General features: G+C 70.2%; 9 protein-coding genes. 4 read left to right on the top strand and 5 right to left on the bottom strand.

From position 1 onward, the window contains the following. Together AC08OO_RS15195 and AC08OO_RS15190 are read left to right on the top strand one after the other, a co-directional pair. A partial coding sequence (locus AC08OO_RS15195) for a vitamin B12 dependent-methionine synthase activation domain-containing protein (protein WP_476618675.1) occupies positions 1-206 on the top strand: 206 nt, incomplete at its 5' end. A gap of 52 nt (positions 207-258) precedes the next feature. Further along, on the top strand, positions 259-1,014 hold the full coding sequence (locus AC08OO_RS15190) for an RNA-guided endonuclease InsQ/TnpB family protein (protein WP_476610405.1): 756 nt from the start codon (positions 259-261) through the stop codon (positions 1,012-1,014). Between the two features lie 34 nt (positions 1,015-1,048). Here AC08OO_RS15190 and AC08OO_RS15185 read toward each other — a convergent pair whose 3' ends face one another. The 5 genes from AC08OO_RS15185 to AC08OO_RS15165 all read right to left on the bottom strand — a co-directional run bounded on the left by AC08OO_RS15185 (position 1,049) and on the right by AC08OO_RS15165 (position 19,449). Beyond that, on the bottom strand, positions 1,049-3,370 hold the full coding sequence (locus tag AC08OO_RS15185) for a UvrD-helicase domain-containing protein (protein WP_166793638.1): 2,322 nt from the start codon (positions 3,368-3,370) through the stop codon (positions 1,049-1,051). Further along, positions 3,367-10,104, bottom strand: a complete 6,738-nt coding sequence (locus tag AC08OO_RS15180) for a DEAD/DEAH box helicase (RefSeq protein WP_476610406.1) — start codon at positions 10,102-10,104, stop codon at positions 3,367-3,369. Before AC08OO_RS15180 ends, AC08OO_RS15185 begins: the two co-directional genes overlap by 4 nt. After that, on the bottom strand, positions 10,101-15,275 hold the full coding sequence (locus AC08OO_RS15175) for a hypothetical protein (protein ID WP_476610407.1): 5,175 nt from the start codon (positions 15,273-15,275) through the stop codon (positions 10,101-10,103). Before AC08OO_RS15175 ends, AC08OO_RS15180 begins: the two co-directional genes overlap by 4 nt. After that, complete coding sequence (locus AC08OO_RS15170; protein ID WP_476610408.1) at positions 15,272-18,166, bottom strand: SNF2-related protein; 2,895 nt, start codon at positions 18,164-18,166, stop codon at positions 15,272-15,274. The genes AC08OO_RS15175 and AC08OO_RS15170 overlap by 4 nt, the downstream gene beginning before the upstream one ends. An 83-nt stretch (positions 18,167-18,249) precedes the next feature. Next, the gene (locus tag AC08OO_RS15165) at positions 18,250-19,449 is read right to left on the bottom strand and encodes a serine/threonine-protein kinase (RefSeq protein WP_476610409.1); all 1,200 of its coding nucleotides are present in this window, start codon (positions 19,447-19,449) and stop codon (positions 18,250-18,252) included. A gap of 455 nt (positions 19,450-19,904) precedes the next feature. On the opposite strand from AC08OO_RS15165, the gene AC08OO_RS15160 reads away from it, so the two are divergent. Continuing rightward, positions 19,905-20,291: a DUF7715 family protein gene (locus tag AC08OO_RS15160; RefSeq protein ID WP_043590393.1), complete on the top strand. Its 387-nt coding sequence runs from the start codon at positions 19,905-19,907 to the stop codon at positions 20,289-20,291. 173 nt (positions 20,292-20,464) lie between these two features. Beyond that, positions 20,465-21,448: an intradiol ring-cleavage dioxygenase gene (locus AC08OO_RS15155; protein ID WP_070131653.1), complete on the top strand. Its 984-nt coding sequence runs from the start codon at positions 20,465-20,467 to the stop codon at positions 21,446-21,448. Positions 21,449-21,565: the final 117 nt, after the last annotated feature.

The raw sequence follows: 21,565 nt of genomic DNA, 5'->3' as shown, positions 1-21,565 counted from the left end.
GGGTGGGGATGGGCCTGACCGAGTCCTTCGCGATGACCCCCGCCGCCGCCGTCAGCGGGCTCATCTTCGCCCATCCGTCGTCGCGGTACTTCACCGTCGGGCGCATCGGCCGGGACCAGGTCGAGGACTACGCCCAGCGGCGGGGCCTGAAGATCTCCGACGTCGAGCGCTGGCTACGCCCCAACCTCGCCTACGATCCCGAGTAGACGCCCCGGACAGCAGGTCCGGGTTCGCGACGCTTACTCCTCGTGATCTGACATGCGGCGGCCGTTCCCGCAAGAAGCACGAGGGGCCGGCCAGACGTACGCTTGGCAGTCTTCTTGTAGTCGAGGCCGGCCGCCCGGGGTGCGACACGGATCACCGGCTTGTAGGCCCGGTCGCCGACCGTGCCACCCGCCAAGCAGTAGTGGAGGGTGTTCTGCGGCAGGCCGAGAAGCCGGGCCGCGACCCCGCTTCGGTGAACACCTCCCGCTCAAGCATGCTGACGGACCAGGTGGCGAGTGTCGCCCAGTCGCGTTAAGAACTCGGATCACGAAGGTCGGAGATGTCGAACTCGCCTGGTCTCGGGGGTTGCCGTCGGTTCCGTCGTCGGCCACGGTGATCCGGGAAGCGGACGGCCGGTACTACGTGTCGTTCGTGGTCGATGTGACCGACGAGCCGTACCCGGTCGTGCCCGCCGCGGTGGGGGTCGATCTCGGGCTCGATCGGTTGGTGACCATGTCCACGGGTGAGATCGTGGCGAACCCTCGCCCGCCGCGGTCGAAGCGGCAGCATCTCGCCCGCGCCCAGCGGTCGCTGGCCCGCACACGGAAAGGTTCCGCGGACCGTCGGAAGGCGGTGCGGCGGGTAGCGGTGTTGCACCGGAAAGTGCGCGAAACCCGCCGGGATCATCATCACAAGCTTGCCGCCCGGCTGGTCCGCGATAACCAAGTGGTCTACGTCGAGGAGATGGCGGCTACCGGGCAGACGCCCGTTCCATGGGACAAGGTAAAGGCCGACCTCGGCCTGGTATGAGGTACCCGGTCGGCATAACCCCGCATGCGCTTCGTCAGTTGCGCAAGCTCGACCCAACGGCGCGACGCCGCGTCCAGGCGGCGGCCAGGAACGGGCTTGGCCGGCCGTGCCAGAAGATCGCCAGTTCGTCGCGGGCGCGGGTCGCCGCGACGAACAGCAGTGACCGGTCTCGTGCCCGTTCCTGCTGGTACCGCTTTGGGTCGACGTCCTGGTACCGCTCGATCACGCCACGGGGCACAAGCCCGGCGCTGGCACCTCCGATGATGATCCGCCGGTACTCCAGGCCCTTGAAACGGTGCATGGTGCCCACGTGGACGCCGTCGGCTCGCTTCGGCCCGTCCGGCCCGATCTCGATGGCAGAAATCCCGCTCGCCTCGAGGTGTGTGACGACGTCCTCCACCATCCGTCGAGTCGGCACGCACACGGCGGTCGAACCGTCGCCGGCACTGGTCGAACCGTCGCCGGCGCTCTCCCAGACCCTGATCTGCCCGCTGATGAGCTTCAGTTCATCCGCCCAGGTGACGGCCTCACCGAGCACGGGTTCTCCGCCACTGAGCAGCGACCGGTACCCCGCGAGGTTGTCGTCGCCGCCGTCGAGGTCGTCGTACGTCTCACCGGCAAGCAGCCGAAGCGCTGTCCACAGGATCTGACGGGTGGTGCGGTAGCTCAGCGTCAACTTGGCACTGCGACCACGGATATTCACGCCGAGACTACCAAGCGTGACGTAATTATCGTAGATTCGCTGGTGGGTGTCGCCGACGAGGAAGATGTCGTCCCGACCTGGCGCGACCATGGCCCGCAGCATCTTCCAGTGCGCCGGGTTGAGGTCCTGGGCCTCATCCACGACGACATGCCGATAGCGGTACCTGGGCAGGGAGCCGGAAGCGGTGGGCTGACCGGCCGCGCTCACCACCGCGGCCGCGCGGTCCTGTTCGGTGCGGGCGGCGTATTCGGCTACCTGGCGCCACGTCCACACACCGGCGTCGTCCAGGCGCTTGGTGAAACGTTCGACGAGTTGCCACACCGCGTCGCGGTCGGCTCGGGACAGTGGCCGCCCTCGACCTGGTCGCCGGGCCTTGAAGTAGTCGGTGCGGGAACGGAGCACCTGGCCCAGAACGACCTCGGCCCACTCGGCCGCGAGAAACTCGGCGTCCCAGCGTCGTTCACCGACCTCGTCAAGCATCGCGGCCCACTCCCGCACGGCGGCGTCATCGTCGATCGTCCGCCGGCGACGGCTCGCCCCGGCCTCACCGACAACCCGGCTCGCGAGCTTGTCGATGTTGACGATATCGACCCGATCGACGAGGTCGGGGCCGACCAGGTCGAGGAACCGGGCCCGCAGGTCGGCGGCAAGGTTGCGGTTGAACGTGGTGAGTAGGATCGGCTTGTCATCGCCCGGCGGCAGCCGGGCGGCGAGGTGCCCGGCCCGGTGCAGCGCGACGATCGTCTTCCCGGTTCCCGGCCCGCCGCTGACCCGCGCCGGTCCGCCGTAGACCCGGTCCACGAGCTGGCGCTGGGTCGGATGCAGGAAGACCTGCCACCGCGCGAACGACTCGCCCAGCACCGCCTGCAGCGCGGCATCGTCGCTGGTCACCTGGGTCGCCGGCCGGGCAACCGCCGCAGCGAAGTCCTCCGGGTCGACCGGGCTGTCGGCCTTCACCGGCACGGTGACGTGTTCGAGTACTTCTTCGACGCTCTTGCCGTCGTGCAGCGCCAGGAGCACGTCGGACGTGAGCTGCGGGGCGACCTCGGCGAGCCCGAGCAGCTCGTCCTCGTCAACGATCCGTCTGATCAGCGGAAGCAGGGCCGGAACCACACCGAGGTCGACCAGGTCCTGGTCGGTGAAGGCCTCGAACAACGGCCGTTCGACGTCCTTCTGGCCGCCCGGCTCCCCCCCTGCGGTGTCGCCGACTCCCGGCGCCGGCTCTGGCCTGACCTGGGCGGGCCTGACCCGGGTGTGGGTCAGCTGCCGTTCCGGCGGCAACAACCGGCCGACGATGCCGTCACCGACGGCGGACAGGTCCACGACCTCGATGCCGCCGGTGACTCGGTTGATCTGGTAGGAATACTTGTCCTCGATGCCGTCGTAGACCTCGCTGCGGTGCTTGACCGACACAAGCAGGTAGTCCTGGTTGCCCACGTGGAGCAGCAACGCGCGATGATCCTTGCCGATCCGGGCGGAGAACAGCCGAGAATTGCCCTTGAGTCGCTTGAAGTGCAGGCTCGGGGTGTTCGGGTTCTGCCGGAAGGCGCTCTGAAAGTCGTAGACGCCGCCTTTCTCAGCCCGGGTGAGCTTGAGGATCTCCTTGTCGGCCCGATCCAGGATGCGAAGTGTCACCTTGGCTTGGTCGGTCACGACTGGCTGTCCCTCCGTGAGCCGAGTGGACCATCGATCCTTGATGCGGGGTTCGTTGCGGGGTTCGAGGCGGGGTTCGATGTGAGGTTCGATGTGAGGTTCGATGTGAGATCGGACGCCTGCCATTCGGACGCGGTCCGCACCAGCCAGCCTGCCGCCGCGTAGGCGGCGTCGCGTCCCGAGCCTTCGGGGTCGCCCGGCCCGGCCGCGGTGACGACCCCGATCCTGGCGGCAGGCCAGGCCAGCTCCGCCTGCCAGGCCGCGTCCCCGAGTTCGTACCCGACCTCCGGTACCGGCACATCCCGCGCCGCCAGCTCCCGCACCAGCTCGACCAGCCCCGGCTCCGTCGCGGTGATCAGCCTGAGCACCGCCTGCCACGCGGGCCCGACCGCCGCCGGCTGCTGCTGCTGCGCCGGGCCGGTTACCTCGACAGCCGCCCCGGGATGCGCACCGGACGACGTCCCGATCCAGACCGAGGTCTCGGCATCGAGCTGGACCGACCGACGCACCGACAGCGCACCCGATCCCGCCGCGACCCGGAGCAACGACGGGTCGAACTCGCCGAGGGCGCTCCGCGCGAGCTGGACGCCGTCGCCGCCCCCGGAGTCAAGGAACTGCAGCAGATTGCTCCAGTACAGCCAGGCGGCCCACCGCAGCCGGTGGGCATCGGTGTCGTTCGCGACGGTCGCGGTGCGGTCGTCGACGAGCACGAGTGCGGTCCACACGGGTGGCCCGCCGTCGCTCTGATCCGCGACCACGACGACCGGGCAGTGGTGGGCGTCCTCGACGCGGACGACCGTGACCGGTCCGGCCGTCCCCGGGCGGGTCGTCGGCCGTCCGGGGACGGCCGGACCAGCGGTCGGTCCGGCGGTCAGCGCCTCCCGTACCGCTGCCGCCGCGCCGCCGCGGCTCGCGGTGGTCCGCGAGCCAGGCAGGTTGAGCAGGCCGGCCAGCGCCGCGACCGTCCGGGACCGCCAGAGCTCGGCGTCGGGATCCCCGAGGTAGGCGAGCAGCAGCTCAACCGGGTTCGCCCACACCGTGCCGGCCAGTTCCCGCACATCTCGGCCGGTCAGGAGCCGGTACAGGTCCCGGGCGCTGGCCTGGGCGTTGCCGGCGTACGGTGGCCAGACCGGCGGCTGCGCCACCGGCCGGCCGCACCAGGCTTCGACGTCGTCCCAGGCCAGTTGGAAGACCACGATGTCATGGGCACGCAGCAGCGTTCGTTTGTCCGCGTCGTCGGCGATCCGGTTGTGCTCCTTCGAGGCGTGGTAGCTGAATCCGTCGAGGTACACCGCGACAGTCGACGGGGCCGCGTCTACCCGGACGAACAGCGCGTCTGGTCTGGTCCCGTGAATGGTGTTCTGCAGCCTCAGCTGCCAGTGGACGACCTGCCCGTCGGGCCGGCTGATGCGCAGGTCGGCGGTGCGTGCGCCATGGGTGTCGGCGGTGCGGGTCACGGTCGCCCGGCTTCCGGGACGGGCGCCCCAGTCGAGCAGACCGGCTAGGAACCGCGCTTCGAGTTCACTCTCGACCTGGTCGAACAGCGAGATCTCGTCGGTACGCTGGCCACCGACGACGTCCCACCCGTCCAGCAGGGAACGCAGCATCGCCACCGCGTAGAACCGGCTGATCAGCTGGAACTCGTCGTCGCGGGCGTCCCGTAACAGGCACCGGTGGCATGCCACGCGTCCTTCCTCGGCGCACCGGCAGCTCTCGACGGCCCGCAGCGCGGCGGCGAGCACCTCCCGGAAGCTGTCGGGGTCGGAGAGCCGATGCAGGTAGCCGGTGCCGCCGGGCTGGGTGTCGTGGACGACGAGGAACCGGCGCACGTGCCCGGTGCCGTGCTGGCCGCCGTCGGGCATCACCGCCCGAACGATCCGCAGATGATCCGGATCGCCGCCGTAGCGGGCCGCGATGCCCAGGCGAAGCGCTGCCGCGAACGAGGCCATCCGTTCGTCGACGGCGGCGGTGACGGCCGGGACCAGGATGCGGATCGCCTCGGTGCGCAGCTCGTGCGCCAGGATGAGCGGGACGTGCCGGGCCGCCGAAGGGGAACGCCGGTACGGACACCACCGCCGGTGGTGCTGAGCCTCGCGCGGAACCGTTCCCGGCATCGAGGTGGCGGTGGCCGCCACGGGCAGGCCACCCTGGCCGGCCACCGCGGTGGCCGGGCTCGGCGGCGGGCCGTCCTCCGGGGTACCGCCGCAGGTGACGCAGGCGTGGAAGGGATTGAGCCGAACCTGGGCGCCGCCGAAGACGTCGCCGGCCGGCCGGTCGTACCGCGCCGGGCCGAGGTTGAACTCCCGCACCACGGCCGTCCGGGTGTAGTCGATCCCGAAGGTGATGCCGGTGTGCCGCCACGACCGCAGCACCTGCTGGGGGTCGACGTCCACCGTGTGGGCCATCGAGTATGCCCGGACGACGCGGTCCTCGGCGTCGTCCCGGATACGCGCGTCATCGCGGCGGTCAACCGCGGTCACCTTGCTGGGCCGTAGCACCTGGTACAGGTTTCCCGAGTCGGCGATGCCGCGGCCGCCGCAGCGAGGGCAGGCGCTCGGGTCCTGGATGGCGTGTTCGGTGCGCACGTGGCCGCAGGCGGGGCACACCCGCCAGTGTTCCCAGGCCGGGCTGTCCGGCGTGCCGATCTCAAGACCGCTGATCTCATGCTGGTATCCCCGGACGTAGTAGATGTTGCCAGGTGCGATCTCACGCAGCGCCTGCCGGGCGGGGCGCGGGTACTCGCGGACCTCGCTGTGGTATCTGCGGTCGTCGGGTCCTGACCCGCCGTCTTCCCACGTCAGGGTCGCTTCGAGCATGGTGTTGGTGTCGATCAGGGCGTAGTTCGGCAGCAGTCCGAACTCGACGAGTGTGGCGTGCGCCGAGGCCCGGCCGATCTCGGCGACCCGCTTTCGGACGGCCCGCTGCTCGGCCCGCAGACCGCGGGCCTCGCGCTTCTGGTCGGGGTCGGAGTCGGCAAGGGCGTCGGTGGCGGACGAGATGGCCGCCAGCCGGTGACGCAGGCCGTCCAGCCGGGCTTCCCAGGCGGCGTCCACGCGGGCCAGCGCACCCTCGATTCCGCCGATTCCGCCGATTCCGCCGGCTCGGTCGGTCGCGAACACCCGCAGTTCACCGGCGGCCTGCGCCGTGACGTCGTCACCGAACAGCGACAGGAACACCTCGACAGTGTCGGCGCCGGACCGCTTGGCCGCGGCGCCGAACGACGACAGCCAGCCGGTCGGGCCGAACAGGGCGCCGGCCCGGCGCGGCAGCGGCAGCACGCCGGGCAGCTGGCGACGCGCCGCCAGGTCGATGAGGTGCGCGACATACTGGCGCCGCAGGATCTCGACCGCGGACAGGTAGCAGCCCGGCGGGACGATCTGGCCAGCGATCATCTCGCGGGGTTCGGTGAGGTAGTAACGGTCCCGGGCGCGGTTGGCGAGCAGCGTCAGCACGAACGCGTTCCCGCTACGGCGGCCCGCCCGCCCAGCGCGCTGCACGTAGTTCGCGGGCGCAGCCGGTAACGACGCGAGCAGCACGGCCGACAGCTCCCCGATGTCGATCCCGAGCTCCAGCGTCGGGGTGCAGGACAGCACGTTCGGGTCGGTGTAGCGGGTACCGTCGAGGAACTGCCGTTCCACCTGTTCGCGCTGCACGCGGGTGAGGACGCCGGTGTGCTCGCCCGTCACCACCCGGAACACCCCGCCCCCGAGGTAGAGCCGACGGTAGTAGTCGCCCACGGCGGCGGCGTCGGGCGCGGCGGTGAGGTGACCATCGCAGCGGTACCGCTGGCAGGGCTGCCCGACCCAGCCGGCGACCCGTTCCGGCGGCACGGTCTGCGCCCAGGAGCAGGAGTCGCAGCGGATCCCGGCCAGCTCGGCCGCGGAATCGTCAAGCCGGACGACCCGAACGTGGCCGGGTTGCAGCCCGAACACCGAAAGTGTCGGGTCGGCGGTGAGCTGGTGGCTGCGCAGCACGCCGGCACCGGCGAGTTCGGGCAGCAGACGGCCGAGGAACTCGTGGACGGCCTCCCGGTCGAGCCCGCCCAGGCACCGTCGCGCCCAGTCCTGGTACCAGCCGCCGCGCGCGGTGAGCAGGTCGAACTCGCTGTTGCGCCGAGGCCCGGACAGCAGGAATGCGGGCGCCGAGAGGCCCTCCGGGAAAGCCGGCATGCCGGCGGGCCGGCCACCCCAGACCATCCACCGGCGGCCGCCCTGGGCGAGGTAGCCGGCCAGCCAGGTGTGGCGGACGCCGCCGCGGACGCGCAGCCGTTCGAGCACACCCCGGACGAAGGCCTCCAGCCGTGCCTCGTCGGGCAGGCTCCCGGCCGGGAGCTGCGCGGCCCGGCCGGTGAGCAGCAGGTCGCGGCACAGGGCGGCGACCTTCCCCGGTTCGTCGAGCACGACATCGGCGGCGACGGTGCGGGTGAGCTCGAGCGTGCGGCCCTGGCGGGAACGCAGGCCGAACTCGAGCACGGTGGCGAACCCCAGCCGGTCAGCGACCAGCCGCCAGGTGCTGCGGCTGCCGGTGTGCTCACCGGACAGCAGGGCGTCGATACCGGGTGAGTCGTGCAGGTCGGGCGGGATGATCGCGGCAAGGGTGTCGCGGTCGGTGGCGGCGGCCACCAGGTCGGCGACGACGGCGTCGAGAGTCACCGGCTGGCCGGGTACCAGTTGGGCGGCGAGCAGCGAGCGCAGCGAGAAGGTGAACGAGCGGTTCGCGACGAAACCGGCCCGGTGGGCGGCGTCCTGCACCGAGTCGTTGAACAGCAGGGTGCGCCGTTCCCGGCCGGCCAGCTCGCCGCCGGTGAACAGCTGGGTGACGGCGACCGAAGCCAGCGTCGCCAGGCCCGCACCCAGATAGCGGATGCCCTGGTCCAGCCCGCAGGCCGGGCAGCGGTCCAGGCTGGCCGCCCGATCGTCCCCGAGATCGGCGAGGACGACCACGTCGTTACCGGAGTCGTTGCCGGAACCGGAACCGGAGTCGTTGCCGGAACCGGAACCGGAGTCGTTGCCGGAACCGGGGCGGTCGGCCCGGGCGCGGTCCTTCGCCGGGTCGAACGGACGGATGCGGCTGCCGGCGGAGTCGAGCACGAACAGGCCGCGGCCGGTGCCCGCGATCTCGCCCGGGGTCGCGGCGAGCAGGGCGCGTACCCGCCGCTTGTCCCGGCCGACGCCGGCCCGGTAGATCTTGGCCGGGTCGGTGACGAGTTCGTGCGGATCGCGCTCGGGCGAGATCGCCGACCAGCCGGACCGGCCGCAGTGCCGGCAGTAGACCGCCGGGAGCAGCGCCTGACTGGTATCCGCGACCGCACCGTCGGCCTCGGATGCGTCGGCGACGGGTACCCGGCGGGGGTCGCCGTCCCACAGGAAGGTCGGCTGCCGGGCCACGCCTCGCAGCAGCCGCGACACCGCCCGGACCCACAGGTGCGTCTCGACACCGAGGAACGGGCGCTCAGGCCGGTCCGGGTCGCGGGCCATCGACAGCAGCCCGACGAACCGGGCCAGTCCGAGCGCGGCCACCTCGGGTTCGTTCTGCAGGGCGAGGCCCCAGCGGTAGGCGCCCCGGCGTGGGAGCAGTTCCAGGATCTCCGCCGCGGTCCTGGGCTCGTCACCGAGCAGACCCAGCACCGCGTGGGTGAGGATGTGCCGCTGGAGATGCCGGCCAAGCACAGCCGGGTCGAAGGTGTCCACGCCGAGCACGGCCGCCACGGTCCGCCGCAGCGACCAGGTGTCCCGGGCCGGGTCGGGAATGCTCGCGAGGTCCGCCGGGTCCGGCAGCGGCAGGTTGTGGTCGACCGGGCGGAGAATCTCCTCCGGGCGCTGACGGTCTTCGCCGATCAGCGCCGCCTCGTCGAAGACGGTGCCGAAAACCTGGCCCGCGACGCCGCGGATGGCCGCGCCGCCGTCGCTGCCCTGGCCCTCGCCGAGGGTCGCCGAGGTGGCGACCGGGCAGGCGGCCCCGAGCGGACGGCCCGGCTCGGCCTGGCCGGTGACGGCGCCGAGCCGCCGCAGCAGCATCGCGACGTCGGTGCCCTGGGCGCCGTCGTAGGCGTGGAACTCGTCGAGCACGACATACGCGAGCTCGGCACCCTCCCACAGCGGCACGTCGTCGGCCCGCTGCAGCAGTTGGTCGAGCATCTTGTAGTTGGTGACCAGGATGTCCGGCGGGTTGCGGCGCATCTCCGCGCGGGAGGTCATCACCCGGGCGTAGGTCGTCTCCGCCACGTCGCCGACGTACAGCCCGGCGGTCACGTGTTCCAGGCCCGGCCGGGCGAGGAACTCGTCGATGCGCTGCGTCTGGTCGGAGGCCAGCGCGTTCATCGGGTAGAGCAGCAGCGCCTTGACGCCGCGCCGGCCGGCTCGGCCGGCCCGCTCGCAGTGATCCAGGACCGGGACAAGGAAGGCCTCGGTCTTGCCGGAGCCGGTGCCGGTGGTCACCAGCGTCGGCTCGGCCGGGGAATGCAGGGTGCTCAGCCGCTCGAACGCCCGGGCCTGGTGTTCGTAGGGCGTCCAGTCCCCGCCCGGATGCCACTGGAGATGTCGTTGCCAGCCGTCGGCCGCCGGCCGGAACGGGATGCGGACACGCAGGTACGGCCCACGGTAGATGCCGTGCTCGGGATGCTCCAGAAAGCGCGCGAGCGCGGCCCGTTCGTCCGCGTCGGCGAGGGCGAACGTCGTGGTGAGGAACTGCGTCAGGTTGCGCCGCAGGCTGTCGGCGGCGAACGTCGGCCTCATCCGCCCGACTCCGGTGGCTCAGGCTCCCGCCAGCCCGCGTCCCGGGCGGCCCGCAGCCGGGCACTGAACGCGGCGTGCGCCTGCCGCATCTCCGCCTCCCGGTCCGCCTTGTGGAACGGGGCAGCATACCCTTCCGGCGGCGGCTCGTGACGAGGGTCCTCCAGGTGCTTACGCAACTGGACGTAGTGCTCCTTGGCCTGGCCGAACCCGAACGAGTTGCGGTCGCCGCATATCTTGCGACCGGCGAGATCGAACCAGGTGTCTTCCTCGTAGGCCTGAAGCTGGGGGAAGCGCGCGAGGTACAGGGCGACGAGCTGATCCGCCGAGATGTTCATCATCACCGAGACCAGCGCGTCCAGCTCGACCAGCGCCGCCCGCCGCGCCAGCTCGGTCCGCAGCGGCGACCGCACGTCCCACTCCGGCCGGACGTCACCGAGCGGTGGAGTGTTCGGCGTGGGGATCACCCAGCCGTCGTCACCCCAGGCCTGGTCGAACACCTCACTCCACAGCGGCGCGTAGGCCGACGTCAGGCAGTTCAACCGCAGCGTCCGCAGCAGGATCGCCCCGGCCAACGGATGGTCCACAATCGGCGCCGGCAATATATTGGCGTCAGTTACCTCAAGGTCGCTACGCCCTGTTACTCGTACAAAATAGTCCACCGCCAATGCGGACCAGAATCCTGCCGTAAGAGCCGTTTCTCGATTCGAATCCAGGGACATGCTGTGTACTGCATGGATGTGCGCCGGCCCTGGTGGAATCAGGGCGACGAAATGGCTGCGGAACGTATTGTTGGCGATTCGCCGGCGCCAGGCGACTCGGAAGAAGTCCGTGTAGGGCCGTCGCGCTCTCCCGCGAAGGTAGGCGGCTACCGCCTCGTCGTCGATGGCGACGGGATCGGCATCCGCGGCGGCAGCGAGGGCGCGACGTGCATCATTCACGGCCGCCGGAGAGCCACGCAACTCCTCAAGGTATGCGTGGTCGAGCCAGCGGTCCTGGGCGGCACGGAAGGTCTCGATGTCGGTTGCGCGCCGGTAGTCGGTCGTCGGCACGTAACCGGCGTCCAGGTGCCGGAGGTCGACCGGCTCATCGAAGCTGCGGATATTCGGAGGCTGTTTGGCGATCGGTGTGCCAATCGAGAACTGCGGTCCCCTGAGGACTACCTCCGACCAGTCTTTCGGATCGGTGAATTTCTCTTCGATAAGTCGAGCTTTCTTGGCGCCGGACTCGTCGTAGCCACGGCTGATCCTCGGGTTCATCTGGCCGAGCCGGTGGGCCCACCTGGTGAGCGCCCCGATGGCCGACTGCTCCTCCACAACGACCGGATACAGCAGCCTGGCGGTAGCGGGGGACTCGTCGCTTTCGCCGGTCAGACGCATCCAGTCCTTGAGTATTTCTTCGGTAACAGTGACGACGCGGCCGGCGTGTGGCCGGAGGTCCCAGGTGCCGGCGTACTTGATGCCCGGCAGCGGGCCGTTTCCGTCGTGGTCGAGCGAGTCGCTGAGGGTCTTCGTCCCGAACAGCCAGCTCAGGTGCTGGAAGCCGATATCCAGTTCCGGGCCATAAATGTGAACCCCAAAATGGCTGTTCCGGTCCACCGGGGGTGGGAAGAACCGGTTTCCGGAGTTCACGAAATCGCCGTGTACGCGAAGGCGTCGATATGCGGCACGGCGCAGGTTCTTCTCCTTGCCGCCGACAAAATGTGTGTCGGGGTGCAGCAGACCCGATGTCCCGATCGTGGACGAGTTCCGCCACACTTCGCACATGAAGGCCCGATAAAGATCCGGCTGCGTTCCCTGCAGCAGGGGATATACGCTTGGCGAGCCGAGGAACCCGGAGACGCCGGCGTGTATCGCAAGTTCGGTGCTGAAATCGGCTCGCGCTTCAGGATCATCGAGCTGGTCTTTTTTCCTCAGTTCTCTTGCAGGGGCCGAGAGGTTCGGTACCAGCATGAACCAGGGGTCGTGTTCGGCGAGGACGACGTTCTCCTCCCAGCGCGGGCGGACCCAGGGCGGGTTGCCGACCTGGAGGTCGAAACCGCCCCGGGCGAAGGCCTGGGCGAACTCCACCTCCCAGTGGAAGAAGCCCCGCCGGTCGGCGATCTCCTCGGCGGTGGCGAGCCACGGGAAGCGTTCCGCCAGGCTGGTCGGCTCGTCCTGCCCGACCCACGGCGCCAGCTCGTTCTCGTACTCCTCCAACTCGTCAAGGGTGGTGAAGCGGGAGACGAACGCGTCGTCGGGGATCTCGTTGCGGCCGATCAGCGCCTCGGCGAAGGCGAGCCAGTCGTCCAGGGTGGCCAGCGGCACGAGTCGCCGGAGCCGTTCGACCAGCTTCCTGTCCGGCCGCGGCGCGTTCCGCGGGGCGGTCGACGTTGTCGAGGCGGCGACATCCGGGTCGATCTGCTGGTCCTCCTCGAAGATCGAGCGCGACTCCCACGTCGCCGGCTGGCCGACCGGGCCGGGGTCGGCGGGCGGTTCGGGCGCGGCCCGGGTGACGACAATCGGGTTCGCGGCGTACTCGTCGGCCGAGCCGTCGAGCATCCCGGCTTTGTCCAGCGGCCAGAACCACAGCGCGCACCAGACGTCCATCAGCGTCTTGAGCCGCCAGAACGGGGTGCCGGGATAATCGAGGTCCTTACGCACCTTGTCGCGCGGGATCTTTCCGTCCACCGGCGGCAGGTCGCCGGCACCCCAGACCTTGATGTCCCGGCGGATCTCCGCCTCGGAGATCTCCAGCCGCTGCCGGACCAGGCCCCACAGGAACTCGACCCGCCGCGCCAGGGCCTCCAGCCGTCTGACCTGCGGTGAGACCTTTCCCTTCGTCGCCGGCGACTTCGTGATGCTTCGGCGCCACGCCGCCAGCGCCTTGGCCTGGTTCGGCGCCAGCGCCTTGGCCTCCGGTTCCTTCGCGACCGCGCCCCAGCCGTCGGCCGGCAGCAGGAAGTGGTGGACCGTCCTCGGCGGCAGCTCACCGGCACGGAACGGGTGGTCGGTCGGCGCGGTGTGCAGCCAGGCCCGGTCGGCGAGCTGGTCGCGGGGGTAGAGACGGCGCCCGGCCCCGATCAGCGAGTTGCCTCGCCGCAGATGCAGGCCGAACCAGGGCGCCTGCAGGCCGGCGTGCATGACGTTGAGCCACAGCGAGATCTCGGCGAGCTCGACGGCAGTGCTGTTCAGGTCGACGCCGTAGCTGTTGTGCAGGGCGATGTACGCCTTCGTGCGCTGCAGCTCGACAGCGTAGCGCTCCGGGTCGAGGCGCTCCTGCCGCTCGTGCTGTGCTCGTTTCAGGTACTCGGCCGCGACCTGGTTGATCGCCTCGTTGAGGAAGGCCCCGGAACCCAGCGCCGGTTCACAGATCGTCCAGTCGAGCAGTTCGCGAGACCTGGTCTTCGTACCGTTCTGGTCGAGCCGGTGGCGCAGCGCGAGCTGGACGGTGACCTCGGTCAGCGACGGCGGGGTGTAGTACGAGGCGCTGGTCTGCCGGTCCCGGCCGGCGAGCCGGTAGACGAACGAGCCCTTCGGGTACCGCACGCGCGGGCCGGTACGCCGGCCGGTCTCCTCGCTCAGGTGTCGGACGAACACCTCGTCCGCATACTCGTCGATCTTCGACGCGGGTACCATCCAGCTGCCGTCGGCCGGGTCGCCGCCCTTGGCGACCTCGTAAAGCTCCTCGCTCGCGATGAACCCGGTGTAGGACATCAACCCTTCGTAGACGGCACCGAGCTGGTTGATGCCCAGCTGAGCGTAGGAGATGAAGCCGCCGCGCCGGCCCTTCCCCCGCCGCGGCCCCTTCTTCCCCCGCGTCAGCATGAGCAGCCGCAGCACCTCGTACAGGCAGCCGTTACGCAGCCGAGTATCAACCGTCGGACCGTCGGTGCCCTCCCGCGCCGGGACGGGCAGCGCGCGGCTGATCAGCCGCACCGCGTCCGTCGCGAACAGCTCCGAGCGCAGCGGCTCGAACCGCAGCCCCTCCCCGTCACTCTTCGGCTGACCATCGACCGGTCGGTAGCCGGTGTTGACCATCGTGAACAGCAGGTCCAGCGACTCGTACAGGTAGAACCGGTTGCGCGCGTCGTCGCCGGTGGGCCGGCGCCGGGCCACCAGGTCACCGAGTCGGGCCAGGCTGTACCCCTCGACGTATTCAGGGTATTCGGCAGGGAGCACACCCAGCTCCGGTCGCGCCTCGGCGTACAGCAGGAACAGGATGCGGTAGAGGTAGCGTAACGACTCCCGGGTGAGTTGGCGACCGAGCTCGTCGGGCGCCATGATCTCCTCCGGGTGGATTCCGGCGTCGCGCAACCGGGCAAGCACCTCGCCGGCGATGTGCTCGACGGACAGCCGCAGCCCCTCCCGCAGCTCGGACGAGACCCCGGCGGCCTGCCGCCGCGACCCGGCGACCAGCTCGGCCAACGGCTCCGGGCCGCCCTGCGGCGGCGGTCGCAGCGCGTCGGCGCCGAACAGCGCCGCGATCACGTCCAGTTCGCCGCCCGGCCGGGTGTCGTTGCGGGCGAACGCCACGTCGAAGCTGACGGCCAGGTACCGGCCCTCACTCCAGGTGTGCCGGTCGGCGAGGGTCACCACCCCGCCGTTGAGAATCAGCACGTAACGCGGTGCGCCCCTGTCGGCGGCGAACAGGTGGCTGGCCAGTTTCGTGCCGTGCTCGATGCGTTCGCGGTTGTCCAGCTGCACCGGGTCGAGCAGCTTGCCCCCGCCGTCCGGATCGGCGGCGGCGTCGATGTCCGCGGCCCAGGCACATTCGACGGCGACGACGCCACCGTCCCTGAGGCCACCGCCCCCGAGGCCACCGTCCCCGGCATCGTCGACCAGGCCACCCCCGGCGTACACCACGGGAACGACGCTTTCGGACCCGGCGCGAGTCACGGTGACGACCTCGCGGCGTGGCTCGAACCCCAGCGCGGCCAGCACCTCGTCATGTAGCTGGAGAAGCTCCTTGCGGCGGTGCTCGGCGTCCAGCCCGTCGACTCCCACGGCCGCCGGCTTGCGGGCGAAGTACTCCGAACGCAGTCTTCTGACTCCTGTTCGCGGGCTCGCGGCGGCGGCCTTCTCCTGGTCCGCCCACCGGGGGACCGCGGTCTTGCGGATCTCCTGGGGCAGCACCTCGGTCAGGTAGTACGGCGACAGGTACTCACCTCGGTTCGTCAGTGCCTCGAAGCTCACCGGCCAGGCTCCAGGACCGCGAGCACCCGCAGCAGCGGCTCGCCTGAGGTCTCAAGACGATCAACGATCTTGATTTGTTCGACCACGGTGTCCTCGACGTCCTTCTTGCGCCGGGACCGACCAGCCGCCGGCAGCAGGATCGTCGCCGAGCGGGTGTCATCCTCGTCGAGCAGGCTGCGCTGCCGCCAGGTGCGGAGCATCGCCCGGTAGGCCTCCAACGGTGCCGCGATGCTGGCGTCCCAGTGCATCCGCTGGCGCTTCAGCTCGCGGGCCGCCGCGGCAACCGCCGCTGGGACCAGCCGTTGCAACCCGTCGAGGTCGATCTCGGTGGGAGGGTTCGTCATCGCCGGGCCAACCCCCGCCTCTTTCAGTACCTGTTCCATCTCCTCCACCCGAGGCTCGTCCGGCAGGCCGGACACGGCCATCCACCGCACCACGGTCGGCTGGCCGACGCGGTTGCAGTAGATGCCCTGGACCAGGAACACCGGCTCGGTGACCTCGGCGACGAGGACCGGTGCCTGCTGGCGGCCGAGCCGAACGAGCACCTTGTCGACCAGCCAGTCGACAACCGGGTGGATCTCGCTGACGAAGCCCACATCCGGCCAGGAGGTCCTGGTACGCCGACGGGCCTCGGTGAGCTTGGCGTCGGCGAAGTCCCGGTCGAACGTCAGTCTCAGCCGGAGCACTCCGTCGGCCGAGCGTTGGTCCGCCAGGTACGAGCGGGGCAGGTCCGACAGCCGGTGCTCAAGGTCCTCGGGGGCGTCGAAGGACAGCAGGCCGGGCTCGCGCCGCAGCGCCAACGCGGTCTCCGGGTCGTCGGCGAACACCTCGCGCAGCGCCTCGTCCACGAACTGCTCGGTGGCGCCGAACAGCGTCGGCAGCTTCGCGCGCGCCGGCGGCGGTGCGACCTGGGGGCCGGACCCGCTGAGCAGGTTCGCCATGACCGACGCTGCGGTCCGTGGCACGAGGGCCTCCTCCACCGGGCGGCCGGCGACGAGGTTGCGCACCATGCGCTGTTCTTCCAGCTCGGCGCGGAACTCGCCGGTCACCGCTTCCGCGGTGCCCAGGGTGCGATGCGCCTCGTCCTCCCGCCGGAGGAGTTTCTCGGCGACGGCGGTGTCGTCCTTCGCCCCGTCGACCGCTGATGTCAGCACGATGGCCCGGAACTGCGGCTCGTGCTTCTGCCCGTACCGGTCGATGCGGCCGTTGCGCTGCTCGATCCGAATCAGGCTCCACGGCAGATCGTAGTGGACAAGGTGGTGACATTCGCGGTGCAGGTTCACGCCCTCGGACGCGATGTCGCCGGTGAACAGCAGGCGCAGCGGGTTTCCCCCGAGGGAGAACTGCTCGACGATCTCCTGCTGCACGGTGTCCGTCAGCCCACCGTGCAGGACCTTCACCGCGGTTTCGGTCGCCTTCGCGGAGAACCCGAGCGCCGCGGGAACGACTACGGACAGCCAACGCAGTGTCCTGATTCGTTCCGAGAACACCACGACGCGGGTGTTCGACGCCGGGCCGGCGCCGATCTCACGGAGCTCCCGGAGAAGCCGGGTGAGCTTGGCCGGAGCGGTGTCCGCGCCAGCCCCCGGACCGCCAGGGTTGGCCGGGATGGCGCCCGCCAGCTCGCGTAGCCGTTCGAGTGCCGCCCGCTCGGCGGGGCTCGTGCAGCTCTTCGACGCCAACCGGTTGTCGACCGTCTCGATGAGCGCCAGGTGGGAGGACAGAAACGCCTTCACCAGGGTGTAGGGAAACAGCCGCCGTTCCTTGCCAACGACGGCCGGGTCCGGCTCGCCCGAAGCGGGCAGCCAGACGGCCGCCAGCTCGGCGAAGACCTTCTCCTCCGCGGGTGTCGCCGGGCACCGGCAGGAAATCGACGGCGCCCGGGGCGCCCACTCGTCCGCGATCTTGTCGGTCACCTCCCGGTCCGCCTTCGTGCGGCGGATGTAGTAAGGGTCGATCTCGTCGCGGGTGTAGTCCTTGATGTCGGTGACCGCCGTCGGCTCCAGCAGCCGGACGAGTTCGGCGAACGACTGCTTGTCACCGTTGTGCGGGGTGGCGCTGGCCAGCACAAGCGCGTCCGTCCGAACGGCGAGCAGCTTCGCGAGACGGTTGCGTAGACTCGTCTCGCCGATCAGGTTGTGGGACTCGTCAATCACCACGGCGTCCCACGTCGTGTTCCTGAGGTGGTGCTCGTACATTCCCACGTCCTTCAGCGTGTCGATCGAGACGATCACTCGCTTGAAGTACGTGAACGGATTACGGCCCGCCGGGATCTCCTGCTGGATGCGCTGGATACCGAGCGAGTCCAGCCGGACCAGCGGCAACGCGAAGCGCGTCCACAACTCGTGCTGGAACTGCTCGAGCACGTGCTGCGGGGTGACGACGAGGATGCGGTCGCCGCGCCCTCGCCGCACCAGCTCGGCCAGGATCAGTCCGATCTCAAGAGTCTTGCCGAGACCGACGACGTCCCCGATCAGGATACGTGGCCGCAGCCCGGCCAGCGCCTTCTCAGCCGGGCGCTGCTGGTAGTCGTGGGAGTCCAGGAGGAACCCCTCGGCCAGTGCCAGTCCCTTCTCGGTGCGGGGAAGCGGGGTACGGCGCAGGACCGCCTCCAGGTAGAGCCGGCTTCGCCGGAACGTCGGCGTGGTGTCACGCACCAGCTTCGTGCCCTCGGGGCGCAGCACCTCGATGTGCTCCAGCCCGTCGAGGAAGACGGCCTCCTCGTCCTGGACGAACTCGGACGCCCCGACCACTCGCAGCAGGTACCCGTCGTGGTCGGTCAGGGTCACCCGGCGGACCAGCCACTCTTCGTCCCGGACCAGGACTCGCGCCCCCGCCGCGTACCGTGCCCCGGGTTCTGCTGCCGCGACCACCCCTGCACCTTTCTCCACCGTGAGCTCTCCGCTGTGAAGCGTCGCCTCGTCTTCGCCGTGAGACGCCGTCACGCTCGACCGTGTGCCCGACGCGCCAGTATTCAGAACCGGGCGTCCCGCGCGTAGTCGGCTCGCAACTCGCGGACCAGCCACGACACGTCCACCGTGGGCTCTACACCCGGACTCGGGCGACCCGGCCTCGGGCGGCGTTTCGATTCTGGCCCGTGGACTGTCGGGCCGTTGCCTGCGGGGTCCGCCGGGCCCACCGTTACGTCACCCCCGGCACGGTCGTCGCCGGCACGGTCACCCCCGGCACGGTCGTCGCCGGCACGGTCGCGGTCACTGCCACCGTGGTAAACCCCCTCGCCGTCGACGACCGGGCCGGCCAGCGAGTCAGGAAGCGAGAGGGCAGGAAGCGAGACTGGCGATGTAGCCGGGTACGTCGTCTGGACGAAACGCTGGCGCAGCACGGCCGCGGGTACGGCGGTCGTCGCGAGCATCGCCGCTGCCACCGCCATGAGCTCGGGCCGCGCCACCGGGTCGAACGCCACCATGCCGGCGACGAGTGGCGCGAGCTCGGCGGGGACGGCACCCAGATCGGGGAGTGTATCCGGGTCCATGACGGCGTTCAGGACCGCTACCACGGGGACCGACGGATAAAGCAGCCGCCCGGTCGCCGCGAAGGCGAGGGTGGCCCCCAGCGCGTGGACGTCGGCCGCGACAGTGAGGTCCCGTCCGTCCCGGGCCTGTTCGGGAGGCATGTAGGCGATCGTGCCGACGATGCTGCCCGGGTCGGTGAGATGCGCTCGGCGGTTCGCAAGCACGGCGAGGCCGAAGTCGAGAATCTTCGCACCGTCCGGGCCGAGCATAATGTTCTGCGGCTTCAGGTCGCGATGCAGCAGCCCGACTCGGTGCACCTTCGAGAGCCCCTCACACAGCATCGCGGCGAGGATGGCCACCAGATCTGGTCCCAACGGCCCATGAAGCTCAACATGTTGGGCGAGTGTGCGGCCCGGTACGTACTCAACTGCCAGCCAGGGCGGATCGCCCTCCAGATCGGCATCCTCGAAGCGGGCGACCCGCGACCCGAACACCATCCGAAGGTTGTCGACCTCGTCCCCGAAACGCTGACGAGTCGCCTGGTCGGGTAAGACATCCGGTCGGACGATCTTGACGGCGACCTTCTCGGCGGCCGGGGAGACGCCAAGGTAGACCTGTCCCATTCCACCGGCGCCCAGGCGCTCGACCAGCGTGTAGGGACCGGCCTTCCGCGGGTCGGACGGCTGGAGGGCAGGCGTCATGATCGTGTCCCCCAACATCGACCGGCGCAGGTAGGCGTAACCGGCAGATCTTACCGAGTGGTCATCTTGGATTGCGCATTGCATCCGGCGGTCGTGCTGAGTCGAGCCGGCAGACGACGGCAAATGACAGCCCGGATGAGCGCGTTTTCTCGGCGTTCGGCTTCTCGGCGTTCGGCGGCGCACGCTCGATATAGGGCACCTGACCTGCGGTGACGTCCGTCGAGGGCGCCCACAGCCGGATTTACTCCTCGTCGATTGAGCTCCCGGGTGCTTCGATGCGCGGGTCCGACTGCGGTCGGGTTCCGACTGCGGTCGGGTTCCGACTGCGGTCGGGTTCCGTCCGTTCAACAGCCCGCGGTCACGACTCAACGGCCCGCGGTCACGACTCAACGGCCCGCGGTTGTGACCGCTAGCTTGCCCGTGCACCCGACACCTCCCTGCTCCGAGGAGCCGACATGAAGATCCTGACCGCGACCGCGGCCACCCAGGGCCAACGCGACAACGACTTCAACCACTGTGCCGAGGGGGAACTGGTATGGCTCGGTCTGGTCTGCGCGATCGACCGGGCGGACCCCGACGGCGGATGTGGCTGTGGGCGGTCGTTCACGGGACTGTCCTCGCGCCTCGCGACGACGACGGCGATGGTTCGCGACATCGCCGAGATGAGCCGGAGCTCCTACGCCGAGGCGCTACGGGCAGGCCTAGCCGCGCAGAGGTGGCACGCCGTCGGCTCCGAATCGCTGGCCGACGAGCTGACCCGGCTCGTCAACGGCTGGCCGGCAGGCGCCGTCGTGGAACGACGGCTGGACATCGTCACCGTGCGCGAGTGGACCATCCCGTAGTCAGCCTCAGCCCCGCCAGGTACCGTCATGCGGCCCGATCCGTGCCGGCCGGTCTTCCCGCCGCCGTGATGGGGACTTGGCGCGCACAGCCGAGGCACAGCGGACGCACAGCGCGGGCAAAAACTGTCCCGCCATAGTGAAGGCGCAAGATCAGTCGATTTCAGGGAGAGCGCATGGCGGACTACCAGCGGGACGGCCGGAGGCCGACGTACGAGGGGCGTCCCCTGCCCCGGCCCGAGGAGGAGGCCGTCGACCAGGGACTGGGCTTCGACCTCGGCACGCTGCTGAGCCGGCGGCGGATGCTGACCTTTCTCGGCCTCGGTGCCGCGACGGCGGGCCTGACTGCCTGCGGAACAGGCGGGGCCGAAGCCTCGGGATCGTCCGGCTCCACCGCGTCGCCCAGCACGTCGTCATCCGCCTCGACCAGCGGGGCGTCCGGGGAGATCCCCCAGGAGACGGCTGGCCCCTACCCGGGCGACGGTTCCAACGGGCCGGACGTGCTCGAGCAGAGCGGCGTGGTCCGCAGCGACATCCGGTCCAGCTTCGGCGGAGCGACCGGCACCGCCGAGGGCGTTCCCATGACGCTGGAGCTGACCATCACCGATCTCGCCGGCGGCGTCCCCTTCGCGGGAGTGGCCGTCTACGTGTGGCACTGTGACCGCGAAGGCCGCTACTCGATGTACACCAACGGCATCACCGACCAGAACTACCTGCGCGGCGTCCAGATCGCCGACAAGGCCGGGAAGGTACGCTTCACCAGCATCTTCCCGGCCTGCTACAGCGGACGCTGGCCACACATCCACTTCGAGGTCTACCCCGACCAGGCCAGCATCACCGACGCCACCAAAGCGATCGCCACGTCCCAGGTCGCCCTGCCGAAGAACGTCTGCGACCAAGTCTACGCGCAGCAGGGCTACAAGGCGTCGATCGCGAACCTGTCTCAGGCCAGTCTCGACAGCGACAACGTCTTCGGGGACGACGGTGGCGCCCGCCAGCTCGCCACCGTGACCGGCAACGTCACCAGCGGCTACACGGTCTCCCTCGCCGTCGGCGTCGACACCACGACCACCCCGTCCAGCGGCCAGCCCGCCGGTGCGCCCGGCGGCCAGCCACCGTCCGGCGGGCCCGGCGGGCGGCCGCCGGGTGCGCCGAGCTGACCCACACGACGCATCGGGAGGACACCCCGTCGTCACGGCCAACCCCCTCCGGTTCACGGAGTCGAACTCGACGATCCCGGTGGTCGAGAGGTCTCCGGGGACTCGGGGGGCTGGGGG

This window comes from Frankia sp. CeCAU1 (assembly GCF_977971845.1).
This window is presented reverse-complemented; position numbering and strand designations above follow the sequence as displayed.